Here is a 23954-nt window from a genome sequence, read left to right as displayed (position 1 = left end):
ATCACATGCGCCTATAGAACTCGACGTGCCCGATTCACAGGACTATCAGAATAGGAAAGCCAGCTTCGAGCGCATGCTGACCGTGTACGGCCGGAAACCTGTACTGGAGGTCCTGAACGATCACACCCTCGACTGCCATGCACTGCATCTTTCCGACAGCAATCGGACAGGCGGCATCGTCACAGAGATTCAACAGAAAGCGGAGCAGCGACACATACCCATCAGGGTTCACGCGCGCGCGGAACTGGCCCGCATTTCCCGCAATGGCAAGCAGGACCAGGGCGTAGCACTTGATGTGCTGTGTCCTGGCTTTCAGCAGCTGGATGATTTTCTGGCAAGCACACCACTGCGACCGGGGCGGATCCTGGCCCTGGATGGCATTACTAATCCACAGAATCTGGGAATGATTCTGCGCTCGGCAACGGCCGGAGGCATTGACGGCATTCTGCTGCCCCGCAAAGGAAGCGCGGCGCTGGGACCACTGGTTATCAAAGCCAGCGCCGGAACCGTTTACAGAGCCCCCATTTTACTCTGCGACGAGCTACCACAAGCCCTGCGGCGCTGCCGTGAATTAGGTGCAATCATTTGCACACTGGACGCCGATGCAACGGACTCGCTGTTCGAACAGCGCAACAAGGGACTTTGGGTTTATGTGCTCGGCAACGAGACCAACGGCGTGGGGCAGGAGGCCCGAGCACTCTCGGACAAGCGCCTTGCAATTCCCATGCACAACGGCGTGGAATCGCTCAACGTCGCTGTGACGGCTAGCCTGATCGCTTTTTCCACCTATTTGGACAGGTAGCTCATGCCCTCTTCCAGCCCTTGCAGTGTCAGCGGATACATCTTCCCCTCCAGCAGCTGGTTGGTAATCGCGACTGACTGGGTGTACTGCCAATCCTCTTCGGGCGTCGGGTTGAGCCATATAACCTTATCGTAGACATCCTGCATTCTGCGCATCCATAGCTCCCCCGCCTCCTCGTTCCAGTGCTCGACCGAGCCGCCTGGCTGCACAATTTCATAGGGAGACATGGAGGCGTCACCGACAAATACCACCTTATAGTCGTGGCTGTATTTGTGCAGGATATCCAACAGCTGGGTCCGCTCATTATGGCGCCGCACGTTATTGCGCCACACGCTCTCGTAGATGAAATTATGGAAGTAAAAGTTTTCCAGATGCTTGAACTCTGTACGCGCGGCGGAGAAGAGCTCTTCACACACCTTCACATGCGGATCCATGGAACCGCCAACATCCAGAAACAGCAATACTTTCACCGCGTTGTGCCGCTCCGGCACCATTTTTATATCCAGAAGGCCCGCATTGCGGGCTGTCGAGCTGATAGTGTCATCCAGATCGAGTTCTTCGGCAGAACCGGTGCGCGCGAACTTGCGAAGGCGCCGCAGGGCGACTTTGATGTTGCGCGTGCCCAGCTGAACGGAGTCATCCAGATTTTTGAAATCTCGCTTGTCCCAGACCTTTACTGCCTTCTTGTTTTTTCCATTTGGGCCAACACGAATACCTTCAGGGTGATATCCCTCCTGCCCAAACGGTGAAGTGCCGCCCGTACCGACCCACTTATCGCCGCCCTCATGCCGCTCTTCTTGCTCCTCCAGTCGTTTTTTGAACTCTTCGATCAGCTTTTCGAGACCGCCCAATGATTCAATTTTGGCTTTTTCTTCCTCCGTCAGGTTCTTCATAAACTCTGAGCGCAGCCAGTCGTCAGGTATTAGCGCCTCGATAATATCGTCGAGTGCTTCGAGCTCCTTGAAATGCAATCCAAAGGCCCGATCAAACCGATCAAAATATTTTTCGTCTTTTACAAGGCAGGTGCGACTGAAATAGTAAAATTCATCGATGTCGCAAAACGCGACCTTGCGTTTGAGCCCCTCCAATAAATCGAGCAACTCTCGGGTAGTGACGGGAACGCCGCCGTCACGGAGGCCTTGGAAGAAATTGATCAGCATGGTTCGCCCGCTCGCCGCCAGAAGCCCTAACGGGTCTCCCTACGATGCATGAATGCGAGACGCTCTAGCAAATGCACGTCCTGCTCGTTCTTCAGCAATGCACCATAGAGCGGCGGAATTGCCTTGCTGGGGTCGCGATTCTTGAGAATCTCGTCTGGAATAGAGTCTGCCATTAACAGCTTTAACCAGTCGATCAACTCCGATGTCGATGGCTTCTTTTTCAGACCTGGAATTGACCGCACATCGAAGAATACCTCCATCGCCTCCTTCACAAGTTCATTAGCAATATCGGGATAGTGCACATCGACAATTTCACGCATCGTGTCTCTATCGGGAAAGTTTATAAAATGAAAGAAACAACGACGCAAAAAAGCGTCGGGAAGCTCTTTTTCATTATTACTGGTTATAATAATGATCGGGCGATGCTTTGCTTTGATGGTCGCCCCGGTTTCGTAGACAAAAAACTCCATCCGGTCCAACTCCACCAACAAGTCATTCGGAAACTCAATATCTGCCTTGTCTACCTCGTCAATGAGGAGCACGACCTGCTCGTCGGCATCGAATGCTTCCCAAAGCTTTCCGCGCTTGATGTAGTTCGCGATATCCTGAACCTTGTCATCGCCCAGCTGCGAATCCCGGAGCCGCGATACTGCATCGTATTCGTAAAGCCCCTGCTGCGCTTTCGTCGTTGACTTGATGTGCCATTGGATCAAGCGTTTGCCGAGAGCCTGAGCTACCTCTTCCGCCAGCATCGTTTTTCCTGTACCGGGCTCCCCCTTTATCAGCAGAGGCCTCTCCAGTGAAACAGCCGCATTGACCGCCATGCGCAGGTCTTCAGTAGCAACGTAGCGTTCTGTGCCTTCAAACTTCATTTTAAGCTCTACTCCAAATTCGAAAGTCGATCAGATTACAGATTGCCGGTCGGCTAATCAACACTCTCGCGCCGATCCGCCCCAGTGTCCGTGCCGTCAGGCGAACATTAGCGGTCCGGCTGGACCTTTGTCTTTTCCCCGCGACGCGCTTGCCCTCGCGTGCGAAACACGAGGGCTTGCAGCAAGAGTGCGATAGTGAGACCAACTGCGAGCATAAAAACCAATGGTTTTATCGCATGCTGAGCTGCCTCAGGCCCCTCCGTCATGAGTTGGAAACCGGCTACTATGAGTGCAGGCGCCAGCGTTGCCACACCTGGCCCAGGATATGCCGGCGTCAATAGCAGCGCCGCCATTATCAGAACTACCAGCGCTGCCCAAAACGGCCGCCAGGAACGCCACGACCACCATGCCGTATACAGCACCAGGGTGCCTGCCGCGCCAAGGTAGAGGTATAACCCCAGCAAGTATGTACTCTCATTTAACATGTAAGCTCTACTCCACCCAATGAACGATATGCTCGTCGAGGCCATCGGGGTGTACGTATTCCTCCGATATAGCCCGCCCCCTGATGGATACTCCCGCCTCATGAACGGTATGTGCGCTGCCGCTCTCCAGCGGATGCCAAGAGGGAAGCCGTTCACCGCGGGCACGCAGACGATAAGCGCAAGTACTGGGCAACCAATCTAGTCCGTGCCAGTCCGACACCTTCAAATCGAGACAACTGGGTACCAGCGACGTGCGCCGGCTGTAGTCGGAACAGCGACAGGTCTTTTCGTTAAGATACCTGCATCGCACCTTGGTATAGACTACCTCACCGTCATCTTCATCTTCCAGTTTGTGCAGGCAACACTTGGCACAACGATCACAGAGCGCCTCCCACTCAGTGCGATTGAGTTCGTCAAGCCCCTTACTGTTCCACCAGTCACTCACCGGCGGCTTCCTTATCTGCCTTTCCGGGTTGGGGCGGCAATTGCAGGTAGTACCCTTGCTCGCAGATGCTTTCTATCACCTCTGCCGCATCAGCTCTCGCCAACTTGCGACTCTCACCCAGCAACAATGTCATTACAGATTCTGGCGCACCAAATGAAGCGAGCAAACCCTCGGGCACCGCTTGTGTACCGCATTTTTTTTCAACATACAGGTACATACCCTCTTTGCGACTGCTCTTGAATATTTCACAGAGCAGCTTCATCCGACTGTCCCTGCGAGGAACTCGCGCAATGGTGTGACCACCAGGTCCTGACGCCACCCAGACCAATGCTGCGGCGTTCTGATTGCCACACCCGCTGCCTCACGCAGCAATAATTCATAGTCTCGCTTGCTTGCCAGAATCTCTGGCTCCACCCCCAGACGTTGGGCCTCGTCTCGTACTCTCGCCTTGAGCTCCTTCATGCGACCTCGCTGCTCGCCATTCAATGGCGAGGGCAGCGGCTCCGGCAGAGCTGCCTCTGGCAGGGAACGCTGCTCCTCCATCAAGTCGAGCAGCTCCATGCCGTGATGTTTTATTACGCCAGCAGGAAGACCACCGATGCTGCTCAACTCCTGTGGGGACATCGCCGGGCTCAACGCGACCTGCAAACAGGTCTGGTCGTCGATAATCCAGGCCCGGGGCTTGTTGCGCTGTTTTGCGGTTTTCTCCCTCCATCGACACACCGCAGCCAGCGTAGCGAGCTGCCGAGGGTTGAGCTTCCAGGCCGATTTTATTTTTTCATGCGGCTCACTGTCAGACAGGCTAAGTGATGCCAGAGCGTTGTTTCCATCGGATAGCACCCACTCCAGCCTGCCCACCTGTTCACAACGCCGATGAAGCTCGCGCCAAACCCTGAGCAGCCAGGTCACATCCTGCGCTGCATACTCACACTGGGATTCTGTAAGCGGACGTTGCAACCAGTTTGAACGTGTTTCACCCTTGGGCAAGTCAACATCACAGATCTCTTGCACCAGAGCCCTGTAGCCAAGCCCAAAACCCATCCCCAGGAGTGCCGCAGCGCGTTGGGAGTCAAACAGGGGAACGGGTAACTGCCCTAGCCAGCGCTGAAAGACCTCAAGGTCTTCGCTGGCGGAGTGCAGAACCTTTAGTACCGAGGTATCGGCGAAACAGTCGACCAGCGGTGAGACGTCCGAAATTTTGGTTGGGTCAACCAACCATGCTGTTTCACTTTCCGGCGGATCAGAGGCGAAGCAAAGTTGCAGTAAGCCCACTTCGGGATAGAAGGTATTGCGTCGCATGAACTCCGTATCGACCATGACAGCCCCGGGGCTTGTGTCACGGGAAAAAATTTGCGCGAGTGCTTCATCAGATTCTATCAGTACACGTTGCATGGTCTACTCCACCGGGCGGCGCCCCGCGAGAGCGTGAGCGAGTGTCGACCCATCAACGTACTCCAGTTCGCCACCGAGCGGCACACCGTGCGCGATTCTTGAAACCTTTACCCCGATTGGATGCAACATCTCGGTCAGGTAATAGGCAGTTGCCTCCCCCTCAACCGTTGGGTTTGTTGCGAGTATGACTTCTTCGATACCCTCGTCAATAACGCGCTGACGGAAGGTTTCCAACCCGATATCTTCGGGTCCTATCCCATCGATCGGCGAGAGATGCCCCATCAGCACAAAATACAGTCCACGGAAGCTGGCACTTTGCTCAACCGCTAGGACATCTGCCGGTGTTTCCACCACGCAAATGAGGTTCCGCTCGCGGCGACTGTCATTGCAGATTTCACAGGTATCCGACTCAGTAAAATTGCGGCACAGGCGGCAATGCCCTATACGAGCAACCGCCTCAGCCAGCGCTTCGGACAATACGCGCGCGCCCTCACGGTCTCGCTCCAGCAGGTGCAGCGTCATGCGTTGGGCAGATTTAGGGCCAACACCAGGCAAACAGCGCAGTGCATCGATGAGCTTTTGTAATGCAGGACTGGCGATCATTAGCTGCCCAAGACCCCTTAAAAGGGCATTTTGAACCCTGGTGGCAAATCCAAACCAGAAGCGAGGCCGGACATCGTATCCTTATTTCGGGCCTCCACCTTGCGCACTGCATCATTGACTGCTGCTGCGAGCAAATCTTCCAGCACCTCTTTGTCCTCTGATAAAACTGAGTCATCGATGGACACACATTTTACGTCGTGCCTGCCGGTCATTACTACAGAGACCATACCTGCCCCGGCTTCACCGCGAACTTCCGCTTTCGCCAGGTCCTCCTGCGCCTTCTGAATATCGGCCTGCATGTTCTGCGCCTGTTTCATCAAGTCGGAAATACTGCCTTTCACCTTTTCCTCCTCACTAACTGTCCGTTGGATGTATCGAAGAACGATCTAACTCGCCATCAAATCTGGAAATCAACGCCTGCAAACGAGCATCACTCTCGATCGACTCAACCGCCTCTGCCTGACGCGCCTCGGCCAGTCGTGCTTCACGCATAGCGGGTGTTTCACCGGGCACCCTGCCCGCTTCGAGCGTGACAGACACCGGTACGGCAAAATAATTCTCCAACGCCATACGCAACTTATCGCTGTGACCCTCGTTATAAAGTGCAGTGTGAGCCTCGTCGAGGACAAATTGCAGCGTGTTTCCCTCGCATCTCACCAATGCGCAGTGTGAGGCGATATTGTGGACTATACCCTTGAGCCCAAGCAGCGCGAACAGCTGGTACCAGTTATCGACCTCCAGATGGGTCAATCTGAAATCACCAGGAGCTGAAGCCGCCGTCGAAACCACGCTCTCGCCGCTCGTGCCCGTTTGATCTGACGCCGCTGCCTCGCCATCACCGGGAGCCGCGGGCCGCTTCTCAAGGTGCTTTTTTACAGGGGCGCCGTCCTCCCCGGCAGTGCGAGGAGACGCATCAACGTCTTGTAATTGCTCCGCTTTGACATTGTCATCAATGACAACACCAGGGCGAAAAGCCATGATTCGCAACAGAATCATCTCAAACCCCTTGCGAGGATCGGGAGATAGCTCAATATCCCGCTTGCCAGTCAATGCCATTTGGTAAAACAGCTGTGCATCCTCAGCTGTGATCGCCTTCGCAAGTTGTGCGACGCGCTGGGCATCGCCCCAACTGTTATCGATCGCATCAGGCACCGCCTGTGCGATAGCAACTCGGTGGACTACGGACAATAACTCGTCCAACGTTCCCTCGAAGTCAGGGGCGTATTCAGCCATACGGGCCACCGTATCAAGGACAGCGGCATGATCTTCCGCACTGATCGCCTCCAGCAGCTCAAAAACGTAACCCATGTCCACGCTGCCCAGCATGGACCGTACCTCGGGCTCAGTCAGCGCGCCGGAGCCAAAGGCTATCGCTTGGTCGGTCAGGCTCAAAGCGTCACGCATGCTGCCGGCAGCAGCTCTGCCGAGAAGCCATAGGGCAGGCTCTTCATGGGTTACGCCCTCGTCAGTGAGTACTTTGCCGAGGTGGCCCACTATTTGTTCCGCCGGCATATGCTTCAAGTTGAACTGCAAACATCTGGACAGCACCGTGGCGGGCAGCTTTTGCGGATCTGTCGTGGCCAGCAGAAACTTGACGTGCGGTGGGGGCTCCTCCAGCGTTTTCAACAACGCGTTGAAGCTACTGGCTGATAACATGTGTACTTCATCGATCAGGTAGACTTTATAGCGGGAACGTGTCGGCGCATATTGGACGTTATCGAGCAACTCTCGCGTGTCCTCCACCTTGGTTCGCGAGGCTGCGTCGACCTCGAGCAGGTCGACACTGCGTCCTTCAGCGATTTCGAGACAGGAGGAGCATTCTCCGCAGGGCTGGGAACTCACTCCAGTCTCGCAGTTGAGGCACTTGGCCAAAATACGACCAATCGTCGTCTTGCCCACACCCCGGGTGCCGGTGAACAGATAGGCATGGTGCAGGCGGTCATTGTCCAGCGCATTGATCAGTGCACGCAGCACATGCTCTTGCCCGACCATCTCTTTAAATGTCTTCGGTCGCCACTTACGCGCCAGTACCTGGTAGCCCATTTGGTGGGTCGCCCCGTCTGCTCAATGAAAAGAAAGAGGATACACCAGCAGAGGAACGACAGAAACAGCCATCACCCCGGACAGGTGTTGGAGGCGACCCAGACAGCCACACCCCGGCACACGAGTCGGTAATTACCGTTGCTCCCTTCCGGGCCTGGCGGAGTTCACTACCTATCATTGCGAGGGGACCGCCTGGATCACCACAGTACTCAAAGGTAAGCAGCGCCCACCTGTGAGGCGCCGTAGTTTGCGGCAAACTGGCGGGGGCTGCAAGTCACAGATCAGGGCAGAACCACGTCCGACACCTTTCGCCAAGCGCACATCACATGATAGTCTAACCGTGGATTGATAAAAATAAACGCGACGTTGCGGTGGAGTCGCCGGTGGCGACGGCTTCAGCACTCTTTGAGTGCCCAGATGCAGATACGCCTGAAAAACACCAAATTCGAGTGGACTAGCATGATGATGAAACACTTCACAACAACTCAACAAACGGCATCAGGGATCTTTCTGGCAGTGGCCCTGACCCTGCTCACCGCCTGCTCTGACGGCAATAGTGGAGGCTCTGGACTGTCCGGCGCCGCCGGCAATGACGATGGTAGCGAGGACAACATTGTCCGCGTTGAGGCGGGTGAAAACTTTCAGAGCAGGCTGTTGGAGGCCCTGATCAGTGCCCAGCCCGGCGATATTGTCGAAATTCCGGAAGGTGTTTTCAACTTGACCAGTGCACTCAGTCTCGATGTCGACAGTGTCACGATCCGCGGCCAGGGCCACGACAAAACTATTCTGGACTTCGGAGGACAGCTCAGCGGCGGTGAGAGCGTGTTGGTCACCAGCAATAACGTAACACTGGAAGACTTCGCTGTGATCGATGCACCCTCAGATGGCGTTAAGTTCAAACTCAGCAACGGGGCCACTATGAGGGGCTTGCGTGTCGAGTGGACCTGCGGCGCCTGCGAAGAAAACGGCGCTTATGCCATATACCCCGTACAGACAGAAAACGTGCTGATTGAAGACAGCATCGCGATTGGTGCCTCTGACGCAGGCATTTACGTTGGCCAATCCAACAAGATCATTGTGCGGCGCAACCAGGTCTCGCTGAACGTGGCCGGCATCGAAATAGAGAACTCTACCAATTCCGAGGTTTACGACAATCGGGCGGAAAACAACACCGGCGGCATATTGGTATTCGACTTGCCCAATTTGCCTATTGAGGGTGAGCGCACGCGGGTCTTCAACAACGAAATCATTAACAACAACACCCCGAACTTCGCTCCTGAGGGCAATATCGTTGGTATCGTGCCCTCCGGCACAGGTGTTCTCATTATGGCCTTTTCTGATGTGGAGGTGACAGGCAATAACATTGTCGGAAATCAGTCAACCGCCATCGTGGTCGTAGATTACGCAATCAGCGGCGAGACCACCGACGACGCCAACTACGATGGCACACCCCGCCGCGTCTATATCCACGACAACACCTATGACAATAACGCTTACGACCCACAGGACCTCGCGGACACCATCGCTCAGTTATTCGCAGGAGAGGAAGAACTTCCCCAGGTTGTTTACGATGGACTGGGGGAATCCGAGGGACTGTTTACAGACGCCGACCGGATCTGTGTCGACGAGGACCCCAGTATCGGTCGCGGTGTGCTGTTTAGCCCAATTGACGGCCTGCCCAGCGTCGATCAGAGTTTTTTCGATTGCGCGCACGCCTCCCTACCGGAGGTTGTACTGGATACTCCGGAAACAATCATCGAGGGTGAACGCCCCCTCACTGCAGAAGAAATCGCGGCACTTTGCAGCGCGGACGGAGATGCGGTGAATTTTGCAGCTCTGGAGGTGGACTGCCCTAAACTCGCTGGCTACAACTTGTTTGCGGACAGCAGCAATCCTACAGCCCAAGCCAACGAGGGTATTTTCTATGACCTGACAACGCCGCTGTTTAGCGACTATACCGAAAAGTATCGGGTGATTTTTATTCCCGAGGGCAAGCAGGTTGCATACAGTTCAACCGAAACACTGGACTTCCCGATCGGCACTATCATCGCTAAAACCTTTGCCATGCCCAGGGATTTCCTTAATGCAGCAGCAGAAGAGATCGTTATAGAAACGCGTTTGCTGCTGCACCGTAATGACGGCTGGAAAGCGCTGCCGTACATATGGAACGAGGACATGACCGAGGCCAGTCTGACTCTGGCCGGCGGCACCCGAGAGATTAGCTGGATACATTCGGACGGACAGAGCCGCAGTACCGAGTACATTGTTCCAGATGCAAACAGCTGCAAAACCTGCCATGGCGTAACCCGCGCTGAAACCGGTTCGGGCGTCAATACCGAGACTGTAAACATGCCCATTGGCCCCAAGGCACGCTTTCTAAATCGGGACAACCTGTATGCTGGCGAGACCCTCAACCAGCTATCTTATCTGGAGCAAAAGGGACTACTGGCGGGACTTCCTGCGCTGCAAGACATAGTCACGGCCCCCGACTGGAAAGACACTAGCGAACCCCTTGAGAGTCGTGCCAAGGCGTATATCGATATGAACTGCGCCCATTGCCATAGTCCCGGCGGTTTCGCCAGTAATTCGGCACTATTTATGGAGTACTGGCGCGACGTAGATACCGCCTATGGCGTCTGCAAGACGCCGGTTGCGGCCGGCGCAGGTTCCGGCGGCCTCAGCTATACAATCGTGCGTGGCGACCCCGACGCCTCCATCATGGTCTACCGTATGGACTCGAATGATTCAGACGTCGCAATGCCGGAGGTTGGGCGCACCGTGATTCACACCGAAGGTGTGGCATTGGTAAGCGAGTGGATCGCCAGCTTGTCCGGTCCTCCCTGCCAATAGGAAACACTGACAAATGCAAAAAAGCCGGTTACCCCGGTTTTTTTGTCTCTGCCGCAGGGCAGCCGCACAAACATCCGGAATGCTCACACTCATCAAATGTTGATCGATGCCTTTGTTCGAGGGCGGATAAACCGACTACATTGCAGCCTATTCACGATAGTCATGCAGAGAGTTGGCGCGCCAGGAAGGATTCGAACCCTCGACCGCAGCCTTAGAAGGGCCGTGCTCTATCCAGCTGAGCTACTGGCGCGTGGCGCAGAGTTTACCGAAAGACAATACTGGATGCCATTACCCGGAGCGCAATAAACCCGCGCTATCTGCGCCGGGCAGCCCTGCCGACAAGATAATGATTCAATACACTTGCCCCAGGGCGAACACAGCATGAGAAGAAATCGTTAATCGCGTTAAGGCCGGTGATTCCCCTCGCCTTTCTCATGCAGCGAGCGCCGGTGCCGAAGGCCGCTACCCCCGATCACCACCAAGCGCCCTCCCGAGCCGACTCTCAATGGACAGATTTAAAACTTGTTCTTTATTTTTCATAAACTTAGGACGATATAACACGAGGCGGGCCTCGCTGACGGCCATCGTTCAATAGCCTGTTCGATTACAAAAAATTACAAAAATAAATAGTTGAGATATAAAGCACGTCTAGTCTCAGCATATTGGATTAGTGCACGCCGACTCGATGTATCTTGAGACCCTGCTGGTCACACCGAGAGGTGCCACTATCACGAGAGCGATATAGAAAGCGCTACCAAGTTGAGCCCACTGACCACGGGTTTAGCGACCACACATGTCGACGATTCGCCTTTTATGTCCGAGGCTCTCGAACAATGCCCAGCAGAGGGAAGCTATGGCACAAGATATCAATCCACCGATGATAGTTCGTGGCCCCGGAACATTCGTTCGCGCCAACGCGGCTTTCTACGAAGCCACCGGATTGACCGCTGCCCAGCTGTCAAGTCAGGAACTCCTCGAATGGATCATTCCCAGTGATCAGAGCCTCGTCAAATCCATGATCAAGAGCCCCCCCAAGGACTCTTTTCGCATAGGACACCGGACCAGTCATCGCCATTCCATCCCGCTCGATTTGAGGGTACAGGCAACACCGGAAGGAACGGTTGTACTCGGCCGACTGGCGGAAACTGATCACGCCCTGCATCCCTATGTTAAAGAATTTGACAAAGGAACGGTGTCAGGCACACTTGAAACAATCGCCAGAATTGTTGAAAGCCAGAACCCGGATTACAAGTGCTCTATCCTTCTTGTGGATCAAAACCGCTTTGTCAGAGGAGCGGGGCCAAGCCTCCCTGAAGAATACAACGACGCCATTGACGGCGAGGCCATTGGGCCCAATGTGGGCTCGTGCGGAACAGCCATCTTCTGGAACATTCCCGTCATTGTTTCTGACATACAAGCCGATCCACTATGGCAAAAGCTTGCTCCTCTGGCCAAAAACGCCGGCGTTGCAGCGTGTTGGTCGCATCCATTCACCAACAGCAGCGGCGAAGTGCTCGGCGCCCTCGCGCTCTACGCAGCCTGGCCCCAATCGCCCACCAGGGATCAACTTGAGCGGCTCCGCTCTGCGGCTCTTATGACCGGTCTTGCTGTTGAACGCGGCCGCGCTGAAGAGGAATTGCGCGAACAACGCAAAAGAGAAGCCGAACTCGAGATGCAACTTCGACAGGTTGCAAAAATGGAGGCCCTCGGTGCACTGGCAGGTGGTATCGCACACGACTTCAATAATCTTTTAGCTGCGATTCGCGGCAACGCTGAACTTGCATTAATGAATTTGTCAGAAGACGATCCAACCATCAGGCTAATAGACAGCATAGTCGTCACCAGCCAGCGTGCTGCGGGGGTCTGCAGCCAGATGCTCACCTACGCCGGCAAAGGAACAATACAACTCGAACAAATTGAATTTGGCCAACTGCTCCGCGAGGTGGGCGATCTGGTTCAGGCGGGCATTTCCAAGAAAGCGCTTCTTCATTACTCACTCTGTAAAGATCCAATTTACGTCCGCGGCGATGAGAACCAATTGCTTCAGGTGATTCTAAATTTGATTACAAATGCTGCTGAGGCGATTGGTGATGATGAGGGTGTGATTGATATCGCCGCTATTGTGGCCCATTACGATCGAGCCACTCTGCAACTCCTCGCCCCGGATATGTCATTGCCCTCCGGGGATTACATCAGGATAAAAATATCTGACACCGGCTGCGGCATGAGCGAAATAACGAAATCGAAAGTATTCGATCCATTTTTTTCCACCAAGTTCACTGGACGGGGCCTCGGGCTAGCGTCTGTGACCGGCATCATCCGCAAGCACAACGGTGTTATCTCCGTATCAAGTACGCCGGATGTCGGCACAACTTTTACTATTTTATTACCGACCGTACCTGCTCCCGCCGCCAAGTATGATCTCAGCCCGCGAGAAAGTGTAACTGCTGGGGGCGCCCGAAAAATACTCGTGGTGGACGACGAGGCCGAACTGCGTACAGTATTCCGGCATATTCTGGAACGGAACGGGTTCCAGGTTGTGGAAGCCAAAGACGGCGAGGACGCCCTCGTTCAGTTCAGTCGAGACAGTGATGGCTTTGACTGTGTTTTGCTTGATTTAAGCATGCCAAAGCTGAGCGGAGAAGAGGTTTTCAACGAGCTACGCGAATTAAACGGCGATATTCCCGTCGTAGTCATCAGCGGCTATAGCGAACAGGATATACTCAACAGGCTTAACGGCGCACCGATTGCCGGAACACTCCGTAAACCGGTAGCCGCTTCCAAACTGGTTGACGTTATCAGCGAGGCAGCGCTTGATCTAAGGCAGAGAGAAAAATAATGTGCCTAGTCTGCCACAATGTCTGCGTACACTGCTGATCAGGGCCAGAGGCTGCATAAACAGCCTTGCGTCACTTCTATTCAAGCCTATGTAAAACAGCGCTCTGTGTGCCCTGATAATATCTGAATGGCCCGCACTCATCCGTTGAGAGCGCTTATGTGAAGATGAAATAAGTTAGAACGGACGACAATTGGACATTGCCGCATAATAACGAATGTCGAGTACGCGCTGTTCAGGAAAGGTGAATGGGGTGGCCGACGGGTCTTGAACCCGCCACCTCCGGAGTCACAATCCGGTGCTCTACCTGATGAGCTACGGCCACCAATGCACAATACGAGAGTGGTCAACCTCCCGCGGCGCGAATGGTAGCTTTTGCCATCTAAAGGTGTCAAGTTGTGCGCACGATGAATAACACAAAACGCAGACTGTACCTCGCCGTATCCGCTGCGTTACTGGCAGTGCTACTGCATGGCTGCGGAGATACTCTCACAGATATACAATTTACAGCGCCGCTGACCGGTGAACCGCGCTCTGCCAGAGTCGTATTTCTGGCGGGGGCTGACAGCCACAGCACTGACGCTCATGAACACCGGGCTGGGTCCGAGTTACTCGCTGCGGCCCTGCGCAAGCGCAACCCGACCATTGAAACGGTCAATATCTATGGTGGCTGGCCGGCCGATCCCTCAGTATTCGATGAAGCCGATGCCGTCGTCATGTATTGCGACGGAGGCAGGTCACATCTGATCAGTGACCAGCTGGAAGCCTTCAACGAGTTACTCGATTCGGGTGTGGGTGTCGCCGCCATTCATTACTGTGTCGAAGTGCCGCGCGACAGCCCCGCATCAAGTAGTATGCTGCGGGCTATCGGTGCTTATTTTGAGACCTGGCGGTCAGTCAACCCCATCTGGAGTGCCGAGTTCTTAACGATGCCAACGCATCCGGTTTCAAGCGGTATTAAACCGTTCCAGTTGAAAGACGAGTGGTATTTCAATCTGCGCTTTGCCGAAAGCGGCGTAACACCAATACTCACTGCGACTCCTCCAGCCTCTACGATGGATCGCTGGAACGGCCCTCACAGCGGCAACGATGCGGTGCGAGCACAAGTCGCAGAGGGTAAGCCGCAAGTGACCGCCTGGGTTTACGAGCGATCCGGCGGCGGTCGAGGATTTGGCTATACAGGGGGGCACTACCATGCCAACTGGGAGCACCCCCAAGCCCGCGAACTGGTGCTTAAGGGTATTGAGTGGGTCGCACTTAACCCCTGATGCCGTCAATCCAGCAAGCACTGATACAGCGGTGCTTGTCCAGCGCCAGCAGGCTGGCACGACAACCGGCTGCGATGATGCCGAGCTCTGTGTCCAACCCGAGCGCCCGCGCAGGATACAGACTGGCCATACGCTGGGCTTCGAACCAGTCAATACCGGCAAACTGCGCCGCGTTGTTCACGGCCGACAGCATATCCAGTGCTGACCCCGCCAACCTTCCCGCGTCGTTAACGATGCGACCGCCGCAGGCTCGCAACATCTGCTCCCCCAATGCAAATGTGCAGTCGGGAGCGCCCACGGGGGCCATTGCGTCGGTGACCAGCAAGGCTCCCCCCGAACGCTTTGCTCGCACAGCGGCTTTAAACGCAGCTGGATGCACATGATGGCCGTCCGCGATAATACCAAACCAACTCGACTCATCAGCCAGGGCCGCCCCCACCATACCCGGCGCGCGGCCCTGCAGCGGCGACATCGCATTGTACAAATGCGTAAACCCTGCAACGCCAGCTTTCAATGCCTGAGTCGCTTGCTCATAGTCAGCAGCACTGTGACCCGCCGCAATAATCAGCCCCTGTCGAACGAGATACTGGATCGTTGCGGGCGTGGTCAGTTCGGGCGCGAGAGTCAGCAGAGTTTTCCCTTTATCGAGAGAACAGACCAGCTCGATGCCCCGCTCGTCCAGGTGACAAAATTTAGCGGCGTCGTGAGCGCCGGACCGCTCGGGACTTAAAAACGGCCCTTCGATATGGATACCGATTACGCCCGGCACACCGGTTTCTATCGCCTGTCGGACGGCGGCAATGGCCTGCACCATGACCGGGAAATCGTCAGTAATCAAGGTCGGCAATAACGCAGTGGTGCCGTACCGTCGATGCGCAGCGGCGATCGTCCGAATCGTCTCGACGCTTGGATCGTTGTTGAACAACACCCCTCCGCCGCCATTCACCTGCAGATCGACAAAACCCGGAACAAGGGTTCCGCCCTGCAAATCGAAACGCTCCTGAACATCGGCCGGTATCTCAGACTCACCAACGACATCAAGCACGCGATCGCCGGACAGCAACACGGCCTTGCCCTGCATGGCGGCTTCACCGTTGAAGATAACGCCGTTGACGATTGCCTGAATAATAGTGATTCACCTCCCTGTCATGCCCACCAAGATAGTGCAGTGCGGGTTTCCTGGCAATCTTGCGTGCGCCACCCGCAGCCGGCATGACGTCTACTGGGGCGCAGCCTGATCAGGGATGTAACCGAGACAGGCGCCGGAGCCTCGCGATCCGAGCTTTCAAAACCGACTGGATCAACAGAATTCAGGCTCATCGAAAGACTGCGGTGCTGCACTTCTCCGCCTGTTTGGTTCAGCTTGAGTCCGGACTCGTCGAGCGCTCTGTGAGGGCCCGGCGCACCGCCAATTGTCCAGCGTGGCTCATGTTGACCTTGAAAGACATCCACATCGGCACCAGCATAATCAACGCGAGGCCCGGTCCCATGATGAGGCCAAGTCCCCATAGTACTGTGCTGGAGACATCGCCGGGTTGAACACCCGCCTCAAGGCCGATCAGATCAAGAAACGGGCCCGCCACCAGGTAACCAAAGCCGCTGATGAACTTGGCAGAGAAGAACGCGGCAGCAAACATCACGCCTTCCTGTCGCTTGCCAGTGACCAACTCATGTTCGTCCACGATATCTGCTAACAAGGACTGCGTAGCGATCATGCGGAGTATCGACATCATGACCTGAATGGCCCAGTTGGCATAGATCAGAATAAACACCAAAGTACTGTTATCGGGCAGCAGCCCGAGCAACTTGAGCGGCGTCAGCCAAAGCAAGTTAATGGTCGTTAGCAGACAGGTCAGTCGTAATAACTGTTGCTTTTCGAAGACGCGATTCAAGTAGCCGGAGCAAACAGCAACCAGTATGACCGCTGCCACGACGGGACCGGCAAACAGTATGGACGTTTCTGTCGCGTTTAACTCCCAAAAATAGGTATAGGTCACCATCAGCAGCGTAGCCGTGATGCCCCCGATGCCGCCGAGCGCCATATCCAATATCACGAGGTAGCGAAAGTTTTTGTTGCGAAACGTACTCATGAGTTCGCTCAATATGTTGCCGCCGGCGTGAGCAGCGCTACCGGCGAGTTTAGGAATGTAATGCCAGGTACCAGCAATACAGAGCACACTGAAGAGGATGACCAGAAACCCGTTTATCCAGCCGTACGTGTAATAGTTGTCGATCACGAAACGACCGTCTACGCCGTTTTCTTCGTTAAACAGGAACATCAGGGCCATCGCCGACGCCAGAATGCCAATGAACCAGCCGAGGTTGGTGCGCATGCCGGCCAATCGTGAGCGCTCGTGATAGTCGTCAGTAATCTCGGCCCCGAGAGCCAGGTAGGGCACCATGAAAAATGTCAGTGCGGTACGCACCAGTAAAATACTAGCAAGTAACCAGATGAATAACTCGCCCTGGTCATCCAGCACGCTTGCGGGGGGGCCGTATAACATAACGAAGCCCACGGCCAGTGGAATAACTGCGGCAATCATGAGCGGATGGCGGCGCCCGATGCGTGAGCGTAGCCGGTCCGACCATGCCCCTACGAGAGGGTCGCTGATGCCGTCCCAGATGATGGAGATAGCGATCGCAAGACCGGTAAGCGTGCCGGAAAGGTCGAGTACCTGCTTGTAGTAAAACAGGATGAACGCACTCATCGCGGCATCCTTGAGTGCGTAGCTAACGATGCCTGAGCTGTAAAGCAGGCGATTGCGCAAGCCAATACTAGATATGTGATAGCTCCTTGAGTGGCCTGCGACCCAACGCCGCGTTTGGATCGGCGGACAAGGAAGCTCGGCCCATCACGAGTGCAAGAGCGGAGCTTTTTCTTTCATTGCGCAGAAACAACGTACTGAACAACTGTAAATTGGTCGGGGTAGAGAGATTCGAACTCCCGACATCCTGCTCCCAAAGCAGGCGCGCTACCAGACTGCGCTATACCCCGATAAAGCATGCCCGGCCACTTACTCCCGAGCGTGGGCGCATCATACGCACCCGTAATACAGGCGTCAACGCCGCCCGTTGGCGTGCAAATTTTAGGTTGCCTCTTTCACTTACACAACCTCTCGTGGGAGAATAGGCCGCGCCGCCGGCCGACAGGCCTGCAGCAGCCCCCTTGACACAGCACTACGGAGATTCACGTCTATGCCTGCGCTTTTACTCGACGGCAAAACCCTCGCGGCCGAAACGGAAGCGGCACTGCTGGCCAGGGTTGAACGGCTCAAGGCCCAATCAGGCGGCAAGATCCCGATACTGGCAACCATCCTTGTGGGCCAAGACCCGGCCTCTGCCACCTATGTAAAAATGAAGGGCAATGCCTGCCGCCGTATTGGCATGGAAAGTCTGGCCGTCGAACTCCCCGCCTCCACCACAACCGAGACACTGTTAGCCCAAATCGATGAACTGAATGCCGATCCCGATGTACATGGGATACTCCTGCAACACCCTGTGCCCTCTCAGATCGATGAGCGTACCTGCTTCGACGCCATTGCACTGTCAAAGGATGTGGACGGCGTGACCTGCCTTGGCTTCGGCCGCATGGCCATGGGTGAAGAGGCCTATGGCTGCGCGACTCCGCAGGGGATTATGCGCATTCTCTCGCATTACGGGGTCCCCATCGAGGGCAAGCATGCAGTAGTCGTGGGTCGCAGCCCTATACTGGGTAAACCGATGGCAATGATGCTTTTACAAAAGCATGCAACCGTGACCATTTGTCACTCCCGCACCCAAAATCTTCCCGCTATTGTCGCGCAGGCCGATATCGTGGTCGGAGCAGTCGGTAGGCCGGAGTTCATCAAGGCAGAATGGATCAAGGAAGGCGCAGTTGTTATCGATGCTGGCTATCACCCCGGCGGAGTCGGCGATATCGAACTCTCGGCTCTCACAGAGAAAGCAGCAGCCTATACGCCAGTGCCCGGCGGCGTCGGCCCAATGACGATTAACACTTTGATTATGCAAACTGTCGAATCTGGCGAAAAAAGCATCGGGTGATGCGGCACTCCAACCTGACAGGCTAACTGGGTTGCTCAGCTCGTTACGCCAGAATCACCCGCGCCTCCAGCGAGTCCCCGCTTGAGAATCCTCCAGCACAACGCCTTGGCCCAGCAATTCCTCCCGAATCTGGTCAGCGAGAGCGTAGTCCTTCGCCAGCTTCGCCGTCTTTCTTGCTTCTATGAGCCCCTCGATGGTCTCAGCAGTAATGGACTCGTCAGAAACATCGCCCTGCAACCAATCAGAGGGCGCTTGCTGCAGAATACCTATCATGTTCCCCGCAGCCAGCAGGCGCGCTTTGAGAGATGACTTTTCGTCGTCTCTCGCCTTGTGCAACTGCTTGGCGAGCACATGAATTTCAGCAATAGCGAGGGGCGTATTGAGATCGTCGTTAAGCGCCAAATAAAACGCCTCCCCGTCCAAAGCAACCGCCACGTCAACCTCAACACCCTGCACGTCTCGCAGCGTGCTGTAGAGGCTGTCCAGCGTCCCCTGGGCTTGCTCGAGTAATTCTACGGAAAAGCTCAAGGGCGAGCGATAGTGGGCCGACAAGAGAGCGAAACGGAGCACTTCGCCCCGATAGCGCCCCAGAAGATCGCGCACCGTGCGGAAGTTGCCCAGAGACTTGGACATTTTCTCTCCAGCGATATCGACATAGGCGTTGTGCATCCAGTAACGCACATAATCACCACCATGCGCACAGCGACTCTGCGCTATCTCGTTTTCATGGTGGGGGAAAATCAAATCCCGGCCCCCCCCGTGTATGTCAATGGTGTCGCCCAGATGCTCACGAATCATTGCCGAGCACTCCAGATGCCAGCCGGGCCGACCTCTTCCCCAGGGACTACCCCATCCCGGATCTTCCGCTTTGGCAGGTTTCCACAGCACAAAATCTCCCGGGTGACGCTTATAGGTAGCGACCTCTACGCGGGCGCCTGCCAACATATCGTCCAGCGAGCGATTCGAAAGTCTGCCGTATTCCGGCATCGACTCCACAGCAAAGAGCACATGACCCTCCGCTTCATACGCATGCCCCTTGCCAATAAGCGTCTCCGTCAACTCAATCATTGCCGCGATGTTGTGCGTGGCGTGAGGCTCAAGGGTGGGAGCCAGCGCGTTAAGCTGGGCCATGTCCTCACGAAACTTATCGGTATACTCCTCGGTAATCGAATCGATCGTTCGGTCTTGCTCCCGTGCGGCCTTGATGATCTTGTCATCAATATCAGTAATGTTGCGGGCATACACGACATTTTCGTAGTGCGTTTGCAGCACGCGAAAGAGCGTATCAAAGACGACGACCGGTCTCGCATTACCGATATGAGCAAGGTTATATACCGTAGGTCCGCAGACATACATGCGCACTGTTTCCGGCTCAAGTGGTTCGAAGAGTTCCTTCTCTCCCGTCAAGGTGTTGTGCAATTTCAGGCTCATGAACCTAACGCCCCTCTCCCCAGGTATCGCGAAGACCTATTGTCTTGTTAAAGACCGGCTTGTCTGGCGTATGGTCATGGCGGTCAGCCACGAAGTAACCCTCACGCTCAAACTGAAAATACTGCTCCGGAACCGCTGCAGCCAAACCCGGCTCAATCCACGCGTTCTCTATGACGGTAAGCGAAGTAGGGTTAAGGTGATCCAGATAGTTATTGTCGCCCTTATCGGGCGCCTCGTCATTGAATAGACGATCATAAATGCGCACTTCAGCCCTTTTCCCCCTGACTGCGGACACCCAGTGAATAACGCCCTTGGGCTTTACACCATCCGCGGGATCCTTGCCAACCGTATCGGGCACCACACGAGCATGCACCTCGACAACACCGCCCTTCTCGTCACGCAACACACTCTCTGCCTCGATCACATAGGCGTTGCGAAGGCGAACGCGTTTACCAAGCACCAGCCGCTTATACTTCTTGTTCGCCTCCTCCCGAAAGTCGGCCGCATCGATAAACAACTCGCGAGTAAAAGGTAACACGCGTTGACCAAGGTCCTCCCGCGAAGGGTGCCCTGATGCGCTTATCTCTTCGACCGTGTCTGCAGGAAAATCAGTCAGTACAACTTTTAGCGGATTCAGGACACACATCCCGCGAGCCGCGCTCTCATTAAGATCTTCACGAATGGCAAACTCGAGCATCGCGATGTCGACGACGCCGTCACTGCGGGTCGTGCCAATCATGTCGCAAAAACGACGGATTGCTGTCGCCGTATATCCACGGCGCCGCAAGCCGGCCAATGTCGGCATGCGAGGGTCATCCCATCCCGCTACGATTTTGTCTTCAACAAGTGTGCGCAACTTGCGCTTACTGGTAACGGTATAGCTTGGGTTTAAACGACCAAACTCGTACTGCTTGGGGCGAGAGTCCACGGGAAGATGTTCTAATAACCAATTATAGAGCGGTCGATGATCTTCGAATTCGAGCGTACATATGGAATGCGTAATACCCTCTATCGCATCCTCTTGCCCATGGGCAAAATCGTAGGTGGGATAGATAACCCATTCATCTCCCGTCTGGTGGTGTGTCGCGTGGCGAATACGATAGAGAATCGGATCTCTGAGGTTCATATTAGGAGAGGACATATCGATCTTGGCCCGCAATACCCTCTCCCCTTCTTTAAACTCTCCAGCCTGCATCCGTGACAATAGATTCAGATTGTCTGCGATAGTGCGCTCTCGATAGGGACTATCACGGCCTGGCTCAGTGAGCGTGCCACGGTATTCCCTCGCCTCGTCTGCGCTTAAATCGCAAACATAACCCTTGCCCTGTTCGACCAGCTCAACCGCCCAATCATACAGCTGCTGAAAATAAGAGGAGGCATAACGCACCTCTCCGCTCCACTCATAGCCAAGCCAGCGCACGTCCTCTTGTATAGCCTCGATATACTCCTGCGTCTCCTTTTCAGGGTTGGTGTCGTCAAAGCGCAGATTACAGTGGCCGCCATTCGCCTCCGCCAGACCGAAATTAACGCTGATCGATTTTGCGTGGCCTATATGCAGGTAACCATTGGGCTCAGGCGGAAAACGCAGAACCACCTTATCAACACGACCGGCCGCCAAGTCTTCGCCGATAATCGTCTGTAAAAAGTTTGTCGGAGTAGAATCCATTGAGTCAGCCGCCAAGCGCTAAAAAGCGACATATTATAACGACTTGCCCGCCCGGCTTGTAGCGAATTCCTGCCACTAGGCCTATCCCTGCACAACCTTTTTTGGCTTCGAGGCTATTTTACTGCGCACTAAAAGCCCGTATGATCAGGTGCCTCTAAATTTAACCGAACCCAGGGATAGCAATATGGTCATCATGCGCACGACATTCGGCGAAATGAAAATCGAACTTGACGCCGATAAAGCGCCAAAAACCGTGGCGAATTTCCTAAAGTACGTCAACGAGGGATTCTATGATGGCACCATTTTTCATCGGGTAATCGACAACTTTATGGTACAAGGCGGTGGGTTCGATGTTGACATGAAGCAACAAGACAATGGTACGCCAGTCGATAACGAAGCCGATAACGGCCTCAAAAATGACTTCGGCACCCTCGCCATGGCGCGCACCAACGATCCCCACTCTGCAACCTCGCAGTTTTTCATCAACGTGAAAGACAACGATTTCCTCAACCACAGCGGCAAGACACCTCAAGGCTGGGGTTACACCGTGTTTGGCAAAGTCATAGAAGGCGAAGAAGTACTGGACAAGATCCGCGGCGTTGAGACCGGCAGCCAGGGCGGGCACCAGGACGTTCCGCTGGAATCCGTCATCATCGAATCAGTCGTCGCCGAGGCCTGACCCACATCCGGGCTACCGCGCCGCTGAATGCGGAATCGGTGGCCATTTTTCTTTATTTATCAGTATATTAAAGAAATAACCTCATTCCTTTATGCGGTTTAGGCTCGAACGCTCTGTGGGGGTATTCCGCTGTGGAAGCGAAATTCTGTATCGGGGGTTTCGACTAAAACGCGCTCTAATTCAAGCAATTCCCTCACCCTCTTTTCAACGTCCTCTGCGGCGCCCAGCTCTCTCGCGAGTTTCAGATAATCCATATAGTGACGAGATTCAGATTTCAACAGCGAACGATAAAACGCGCATAGCTCCCCATCCAGTGCAGGCGCGAGCGCTTCAAAGCGCTCACAAGAACGCGCCTCTATCACTGCGCCCACCAGGAGAGTATCCACCAGTCGCTGCGGTTCGGCACTGCGCACCGCCCCGCGCAACCGCCCGGCGTAGCGGGAAGCCGATATCTGCTCATATTCCACTCCGCGGGCCTGCATAATGGCAATCACTTGCTCGAAATGACGCAGCTCCTCACGCGCCAGTCGTGAAAGTTTCTGCAGGAGAGAACCATGCTCAACATAGCGATACATCAGGTTCAATGCCGTTGAGGCCGCTTTTTTCTCACAATTGGCGTGATCGACCAGCAGCGTCGAGGGGTTTTGCAGCGCCCACTCTACCCAAGCCGGGGGGGTGGCGCAGAGCAGGAATTCACGAATACCGTCGAGGTCTGCCGCAATAGTCACCGAGGTTCATCCTGAAACAAGTCGGGCGTCATCATATAACGCTCATAGTGCGCCTCTGAGAGCATGAAGAACTCCTGGTCAATCAAGTCACGTAATTCCACAAGCGACATCTGCCGAAAACGCAGGTCCAATTCAAAGCCATAGTCTTTGACATTTGTGATCTGTCCGGCACCGGCTTTCAACAGACTGAACACCCAACAGTGCTCGTCGTGGTGGGCGACAAAACGCACGTTCTGGGTGTCCATCTGCCATTTCAATAACTGAGCATCAATCACACGCAATTTATTGCTTACCACCTGTGAGAGAAACCCTGACAGACGCTCATCGACTACCCGTTTTTGGGCGCTGCTGTAACTGTTCCAGTCAATCACCTCGTGACAAAAGCGTTTGCATCCACGACACACGCTGTCGCCAATACCGGTGGAGCAAACACCGATGCAGGGGGTCTTTACAGATTGATCTGACAGAGGCATTTCAAGGGGTATATCCGACCTATCTCGCTGCCTGCGAGTGTACGGTATCACTCGGGTGAATGCGAGATATAAGCACTTGATTCGTTTATCTTATTTCGACTCTAAGCTATACTGCCGCCCGATTTGAACCTCATGACAATGTGCCACAGCGCAACTGTGGCCAGGGCAATATTGCAAAGG

Annotated in this window: 21 protein-coding genes, 3 tRNA genes and 1 other RNA gene; 6 read left to right on the top strand and 19 right to left on the bottom strand. The window is 54.9% G+C overall.

The window, feature by feature from the left end; all coding sequences use genetic code 11:
* The first annotated feature begins 25 nt into the window (after nt 1-25).
* On the top strand, nt 26-802 hold the full coding sequence (locus tag EYC82_RS03035) for a TrmH family RNA methyltransferase (RefSeq protein ID WP_279248077.1): 777 nt from the start codon (nt 26-28) through the stop codon (nt 800-802).
* Here the strand turns inward: EYC82_RS03035 and EYC82_RS03030 are convergent.
* From EYC82_RS03030 to ffs, 10 genes are all read right to left on the bottom strand, one after another.
* The gene (locus EYC82_RS03030) at nt 787-1962 is read right to left on the bottom strand and encodes a vWA domain-containing protein (RefSeq protein ID WP_279248076.1); all 1176 of its coding nucleotides are present in this window, start codon (nt 1960-1962) and stop codon (nt 787-789) included. The genes EYC82_RS03035 and EYC82_RS03030 overlap by 16 nt on opposite strands.
* 26 nt (nt 1963-1988) lie before the next feature.
* A complete protein-coding gene (locus EYC82_RS03025; protein WP_279248075.1) occupies nt 1989-2834 on the bottom strand; it encodes an AAA family ATPase in 846 nt (281 codons plus the stop codon).
* Between the two features lie 107 nt (nt 2835-2941).
* Nucleotides 2942-3319, bottom strand: coding sequence for a hypothetical protein (locus EYC82_RS03020; protein ID WP_279248074.1), 378 nt, complete (start codon nt 3317-3319; stop codon nt 2942-2944).
* 7 nt (nt 3320-3326) lie between these two features.
* Nucleotides 3327-3764 (bottom strand): YcgN family cysteine cluster protein, encoded by a 438-nt coding sequence (locus EYC82_RS03015; protein WP_279248073.1) that lies wholly within the window; start codon nt 3762-3764, stop codon nt 3327-3329.
* Nucleotides 3757-4026 (bottom strand): YcgL domain-containing protein, encoded by a 270-nt coding sequence (locus EYC82_RS03010; RefSeq protein ID WP_279248072.1) that lies wholly within the window; start codon nt 4024-4026, stop codon nt 3757-3759. The genes EYC82_RS03015 and EYC82_RS03010 overlap by 8 nt, the downstream gene beginning before the upstream one ends.
* A complete protein-coding gene (rnd, locus tag EYC82_RS03005) occupies nt 4023-5156 on the bottom strand; it encodes a ribonuclease D (protein ID WP_279248071.1) in 1134 nt (377 codons plus the stop codon). Before rnd ends, EYC82_RS03010 begins: the two co-directional genes overlap by 4 nt.
* Nucleotides 5157-5159: 3 nt before the next feature.
* A complete protein-coding gene (gene recR, locus EYC82_RS03000) occupies nt 5160-5759 on the bottom strand; it encodes a recombination mediator RecR (RefSeq protein WP_279248070.1) in 600 nt (199 codons plus the stop codon).
* Between the two features lie 17 nt (nt 5760-5776).
* Complete coding sequence (locus EYC82_RS02995; protein WP_279248069.1) at nt 5777-6100, bottom strand: YbaB/EbfC family nucleoid-associated protein; 324 nt, start codon at nt 6098-6100, stop codon at nt 5777-5779.
* A 13-nt stretch (nt 6101-6113) separates the two neighbouring features.
* Entirely contained in the window at nt 6114-7802 is a 1689-nt protein-coding gene (gene dnaX / locus EYC82_RS02990; RefSeq protein WP_279248068.1) for a DNA polymerase III subunit gamma/tau, read from the bottom strand.
* Nucleotides 7803-7899: 97 nt separating this feature from the next.
* Nucleotides 7900-7996: signal recognition particle sRNA small type (gene ffs, locus EYC82_RS02985), an RNA gene on the bottom strand.
* 223 nt (nt 7997-8219) lie between these two features.
* Here ffs and EYC82_RS02980 point away from each other — a divergent pair.
* Nucleotides 8220-10652, top strand: a complete 2433-nt coding sequence (locus EYC82_RS02980; protein ID WP_279248067.1) for a parallel beta-helix domain-containing protein — start codon at nt 8220-8222, stop codon at nt 10650-10652.
* Nucleotides 10653-10825: 173 nt separating this feature from the next.
* Here EYC82_RS02980 and EYC82_RS02975 read toward each other — a convergent pair.
* Nucleotides 10826-10902, bottom strand: a tRNA-Arg gene (locus EYC82_RS02975).
* Nucleotides 10903-11505: 603 nt separating this feature from the next.
* Between EYC82_RS02975 and EYC82_RS02970 the strand changes: the two genes are divergently transcribed.
* On the top strand, nt 11506-13491 hold the full coding sequence (locus tag EYC82_RS02970; protein WP_279248066.1) for a response regulator: 1986 nt from the start codon (nt 11506-11508) through the stop codon (nt 13489-13491).
* A 246-nt stretch (nt 13492-13737) separates the two neighbouring features.
* Here EYC82_RS02970 and EYC82_RS02965 read toward each other — a convergent pair.
* Nucleotides 13738-13813: transfer RNA gene (locus EYC82_RS02965), tRNA-His, on the bottom strand.
* Nucleotides 13814-13895: 82 nt separating this feature from the next.
* Between EYC82_RS02965 and EYC82_RS02960 the strand changes: the two genes are divergently transcribed.
* Entirely contained in the window at nt 13896-14756 is an 861-nt protein-coding gene (locus EYC82_RS02960; RefSeq protein ID WP_279248065.1) for a ThuA domain-containing protein, read from the top strand.
* On the opposite strand, the gene nagA is transcribed toward EYC82_RS02960, so the two are convergent.
* The 3 genes from nagA to EYC82_RS02945 form a co-directional block, all read right to left on the bottom strand.
* Nucleotides 14746-15873: an N-acetylglucosamine-6-phosphate deacetylase gene (gene nagA, locus EYC82_RS02955; RefSeq protein ID WP_279250642.1), complete on the bottom strand. Its 1128-nt coding sequence runs from the start codon at nt 15871-15873 to the stop codon at nt 14746-14748. The genes EYC82_RS02960 and nagA overlap by 11 nt on opposite strands.
* Before the next feature lie 241 nt (nt 15874-16114).
* Complete coding sequence (locus tag EYC82_RS02950) at nt 16115-17524, bottom strand: MFS transporter (protein ID WP_279248064.1); 1410 nt, start codon at nt 17522-17524, stop codon at nt 16115-16117.
* Nucleotides 17525-17674: 150 nt separating this feature from the next.
* Nucleotides 17675-17751 (bottom strand) — tRNA-Pro (locus EYC82_RS02945).
* A 200-nt stretch (nt 17752-17951) separates the two neighbouring features.
* On the opposite strand from EYC82_RS02945, the gene folD reads away from it, so the two are divergent.
* Nucleotides 17952-18797, top strand: coding sequence for a bifunctional methylenetetrahydrofolate dehydrogenase/methenyltetrahydrofolate cyclohydrolase FolD (gene folD / locus EYC82_RS02940; protein ID WP_279248063.1), 846 nt, complete (start codon nt 17952-17954; stop codon nt 18795-18797).
* 54 nt (nt 18798-18851) lie between these two features.
* On the opposite strand, the gene cysS is transcribed toward folD, so the two are convergent.
* Both cysS and EYC82_RS02930 read right to left on the bottom strand, forming a co-directional pair.
* Complete coding sequence (gene cysS, locus EYC82_RS02935; RefSeq protein ID WP_279248062.1) at nt 18852-20228, bottom strand: cysteine--tRNA ligase; 1377 nt, start codon at nt 20226-20228, stop codon at nt 18852-18854.
* 4 nt (nt 20229-20232) lie between these two features.
* Nucleotides 20233-21894, bottom strand: coding sequence for a glutamine--tRNA ligase/YqeY domain fusion protein (locus EYC82_RS02930; protein ID WP_279248061.1), 1662 nt, complete (start codon nt 21892-21894; stop codon nt 20233-20235).
* Between the two features lie 184 nt (nt 21895-22078).
* Here EYC82_RS02930 and EYC82_RS02925 point away from each other — a divergent pair, with 184 nt between their 5' ends.
* The gene (locus EYC82_RS02925) at nt 22079-22573 is read left to right on the top strand and encodes a peptidylprolyl isomerase (protein WP_279248060.1); all 495 of its coding nucleotides are present in this window, start codon (nt 22079-22081) and stop codon (nt 22571-22573) included.
* Between the two features lie 98 nt (nt 22574-22671).
* Here the strand turns inward: EYC82_RS02925 and EYC82_RS02920 are convergent, their stop codons facing one another.
* Both EYC82_RS02920 and EYC82_RS02915 read right to left on the bottom strand, forming a co-directional pair.
* Nucleotides 22672-23301, bottom strand: a complete 630-nt coding sequence (locus EYC82_RS02920) for a MiaE family protein (protein WP_279248059.1) — start codon at nt 23299-23301, stop codon at nt 22672-22674.
* Nucleotides 23298-23774, bottom strand: a complete 477-nt coding sequence (locus EYC82_RS02915; RefSeq protein WP_423243894.1) for a DUF1289 domain-containing protein — start codon at nt 23772-23774, stop codon at nt 23298-23300. Before EYC82_RS02915 ends, EYC82_RS02920 begins: the two co-directional genes overlap by 4 nt.
* Nucleotides 23775-23954 lie beyond the last annotated feature (180 nt).

Source organism: Candidatus Marimicrobium litorale (assembly GCF_026262645.1).
GTDB classification, from domain to species: Bacteria; Pseudomonadota; Gammaproteobacteria; order Pseudomonadales; family Halieaceae; genus Marimicrobium; species Marimicrobium litorale.
Note: the sequence above shows the minus strand (reverse complement) of the source record. Positions and strands in the feature narration are given on the sequence as shown.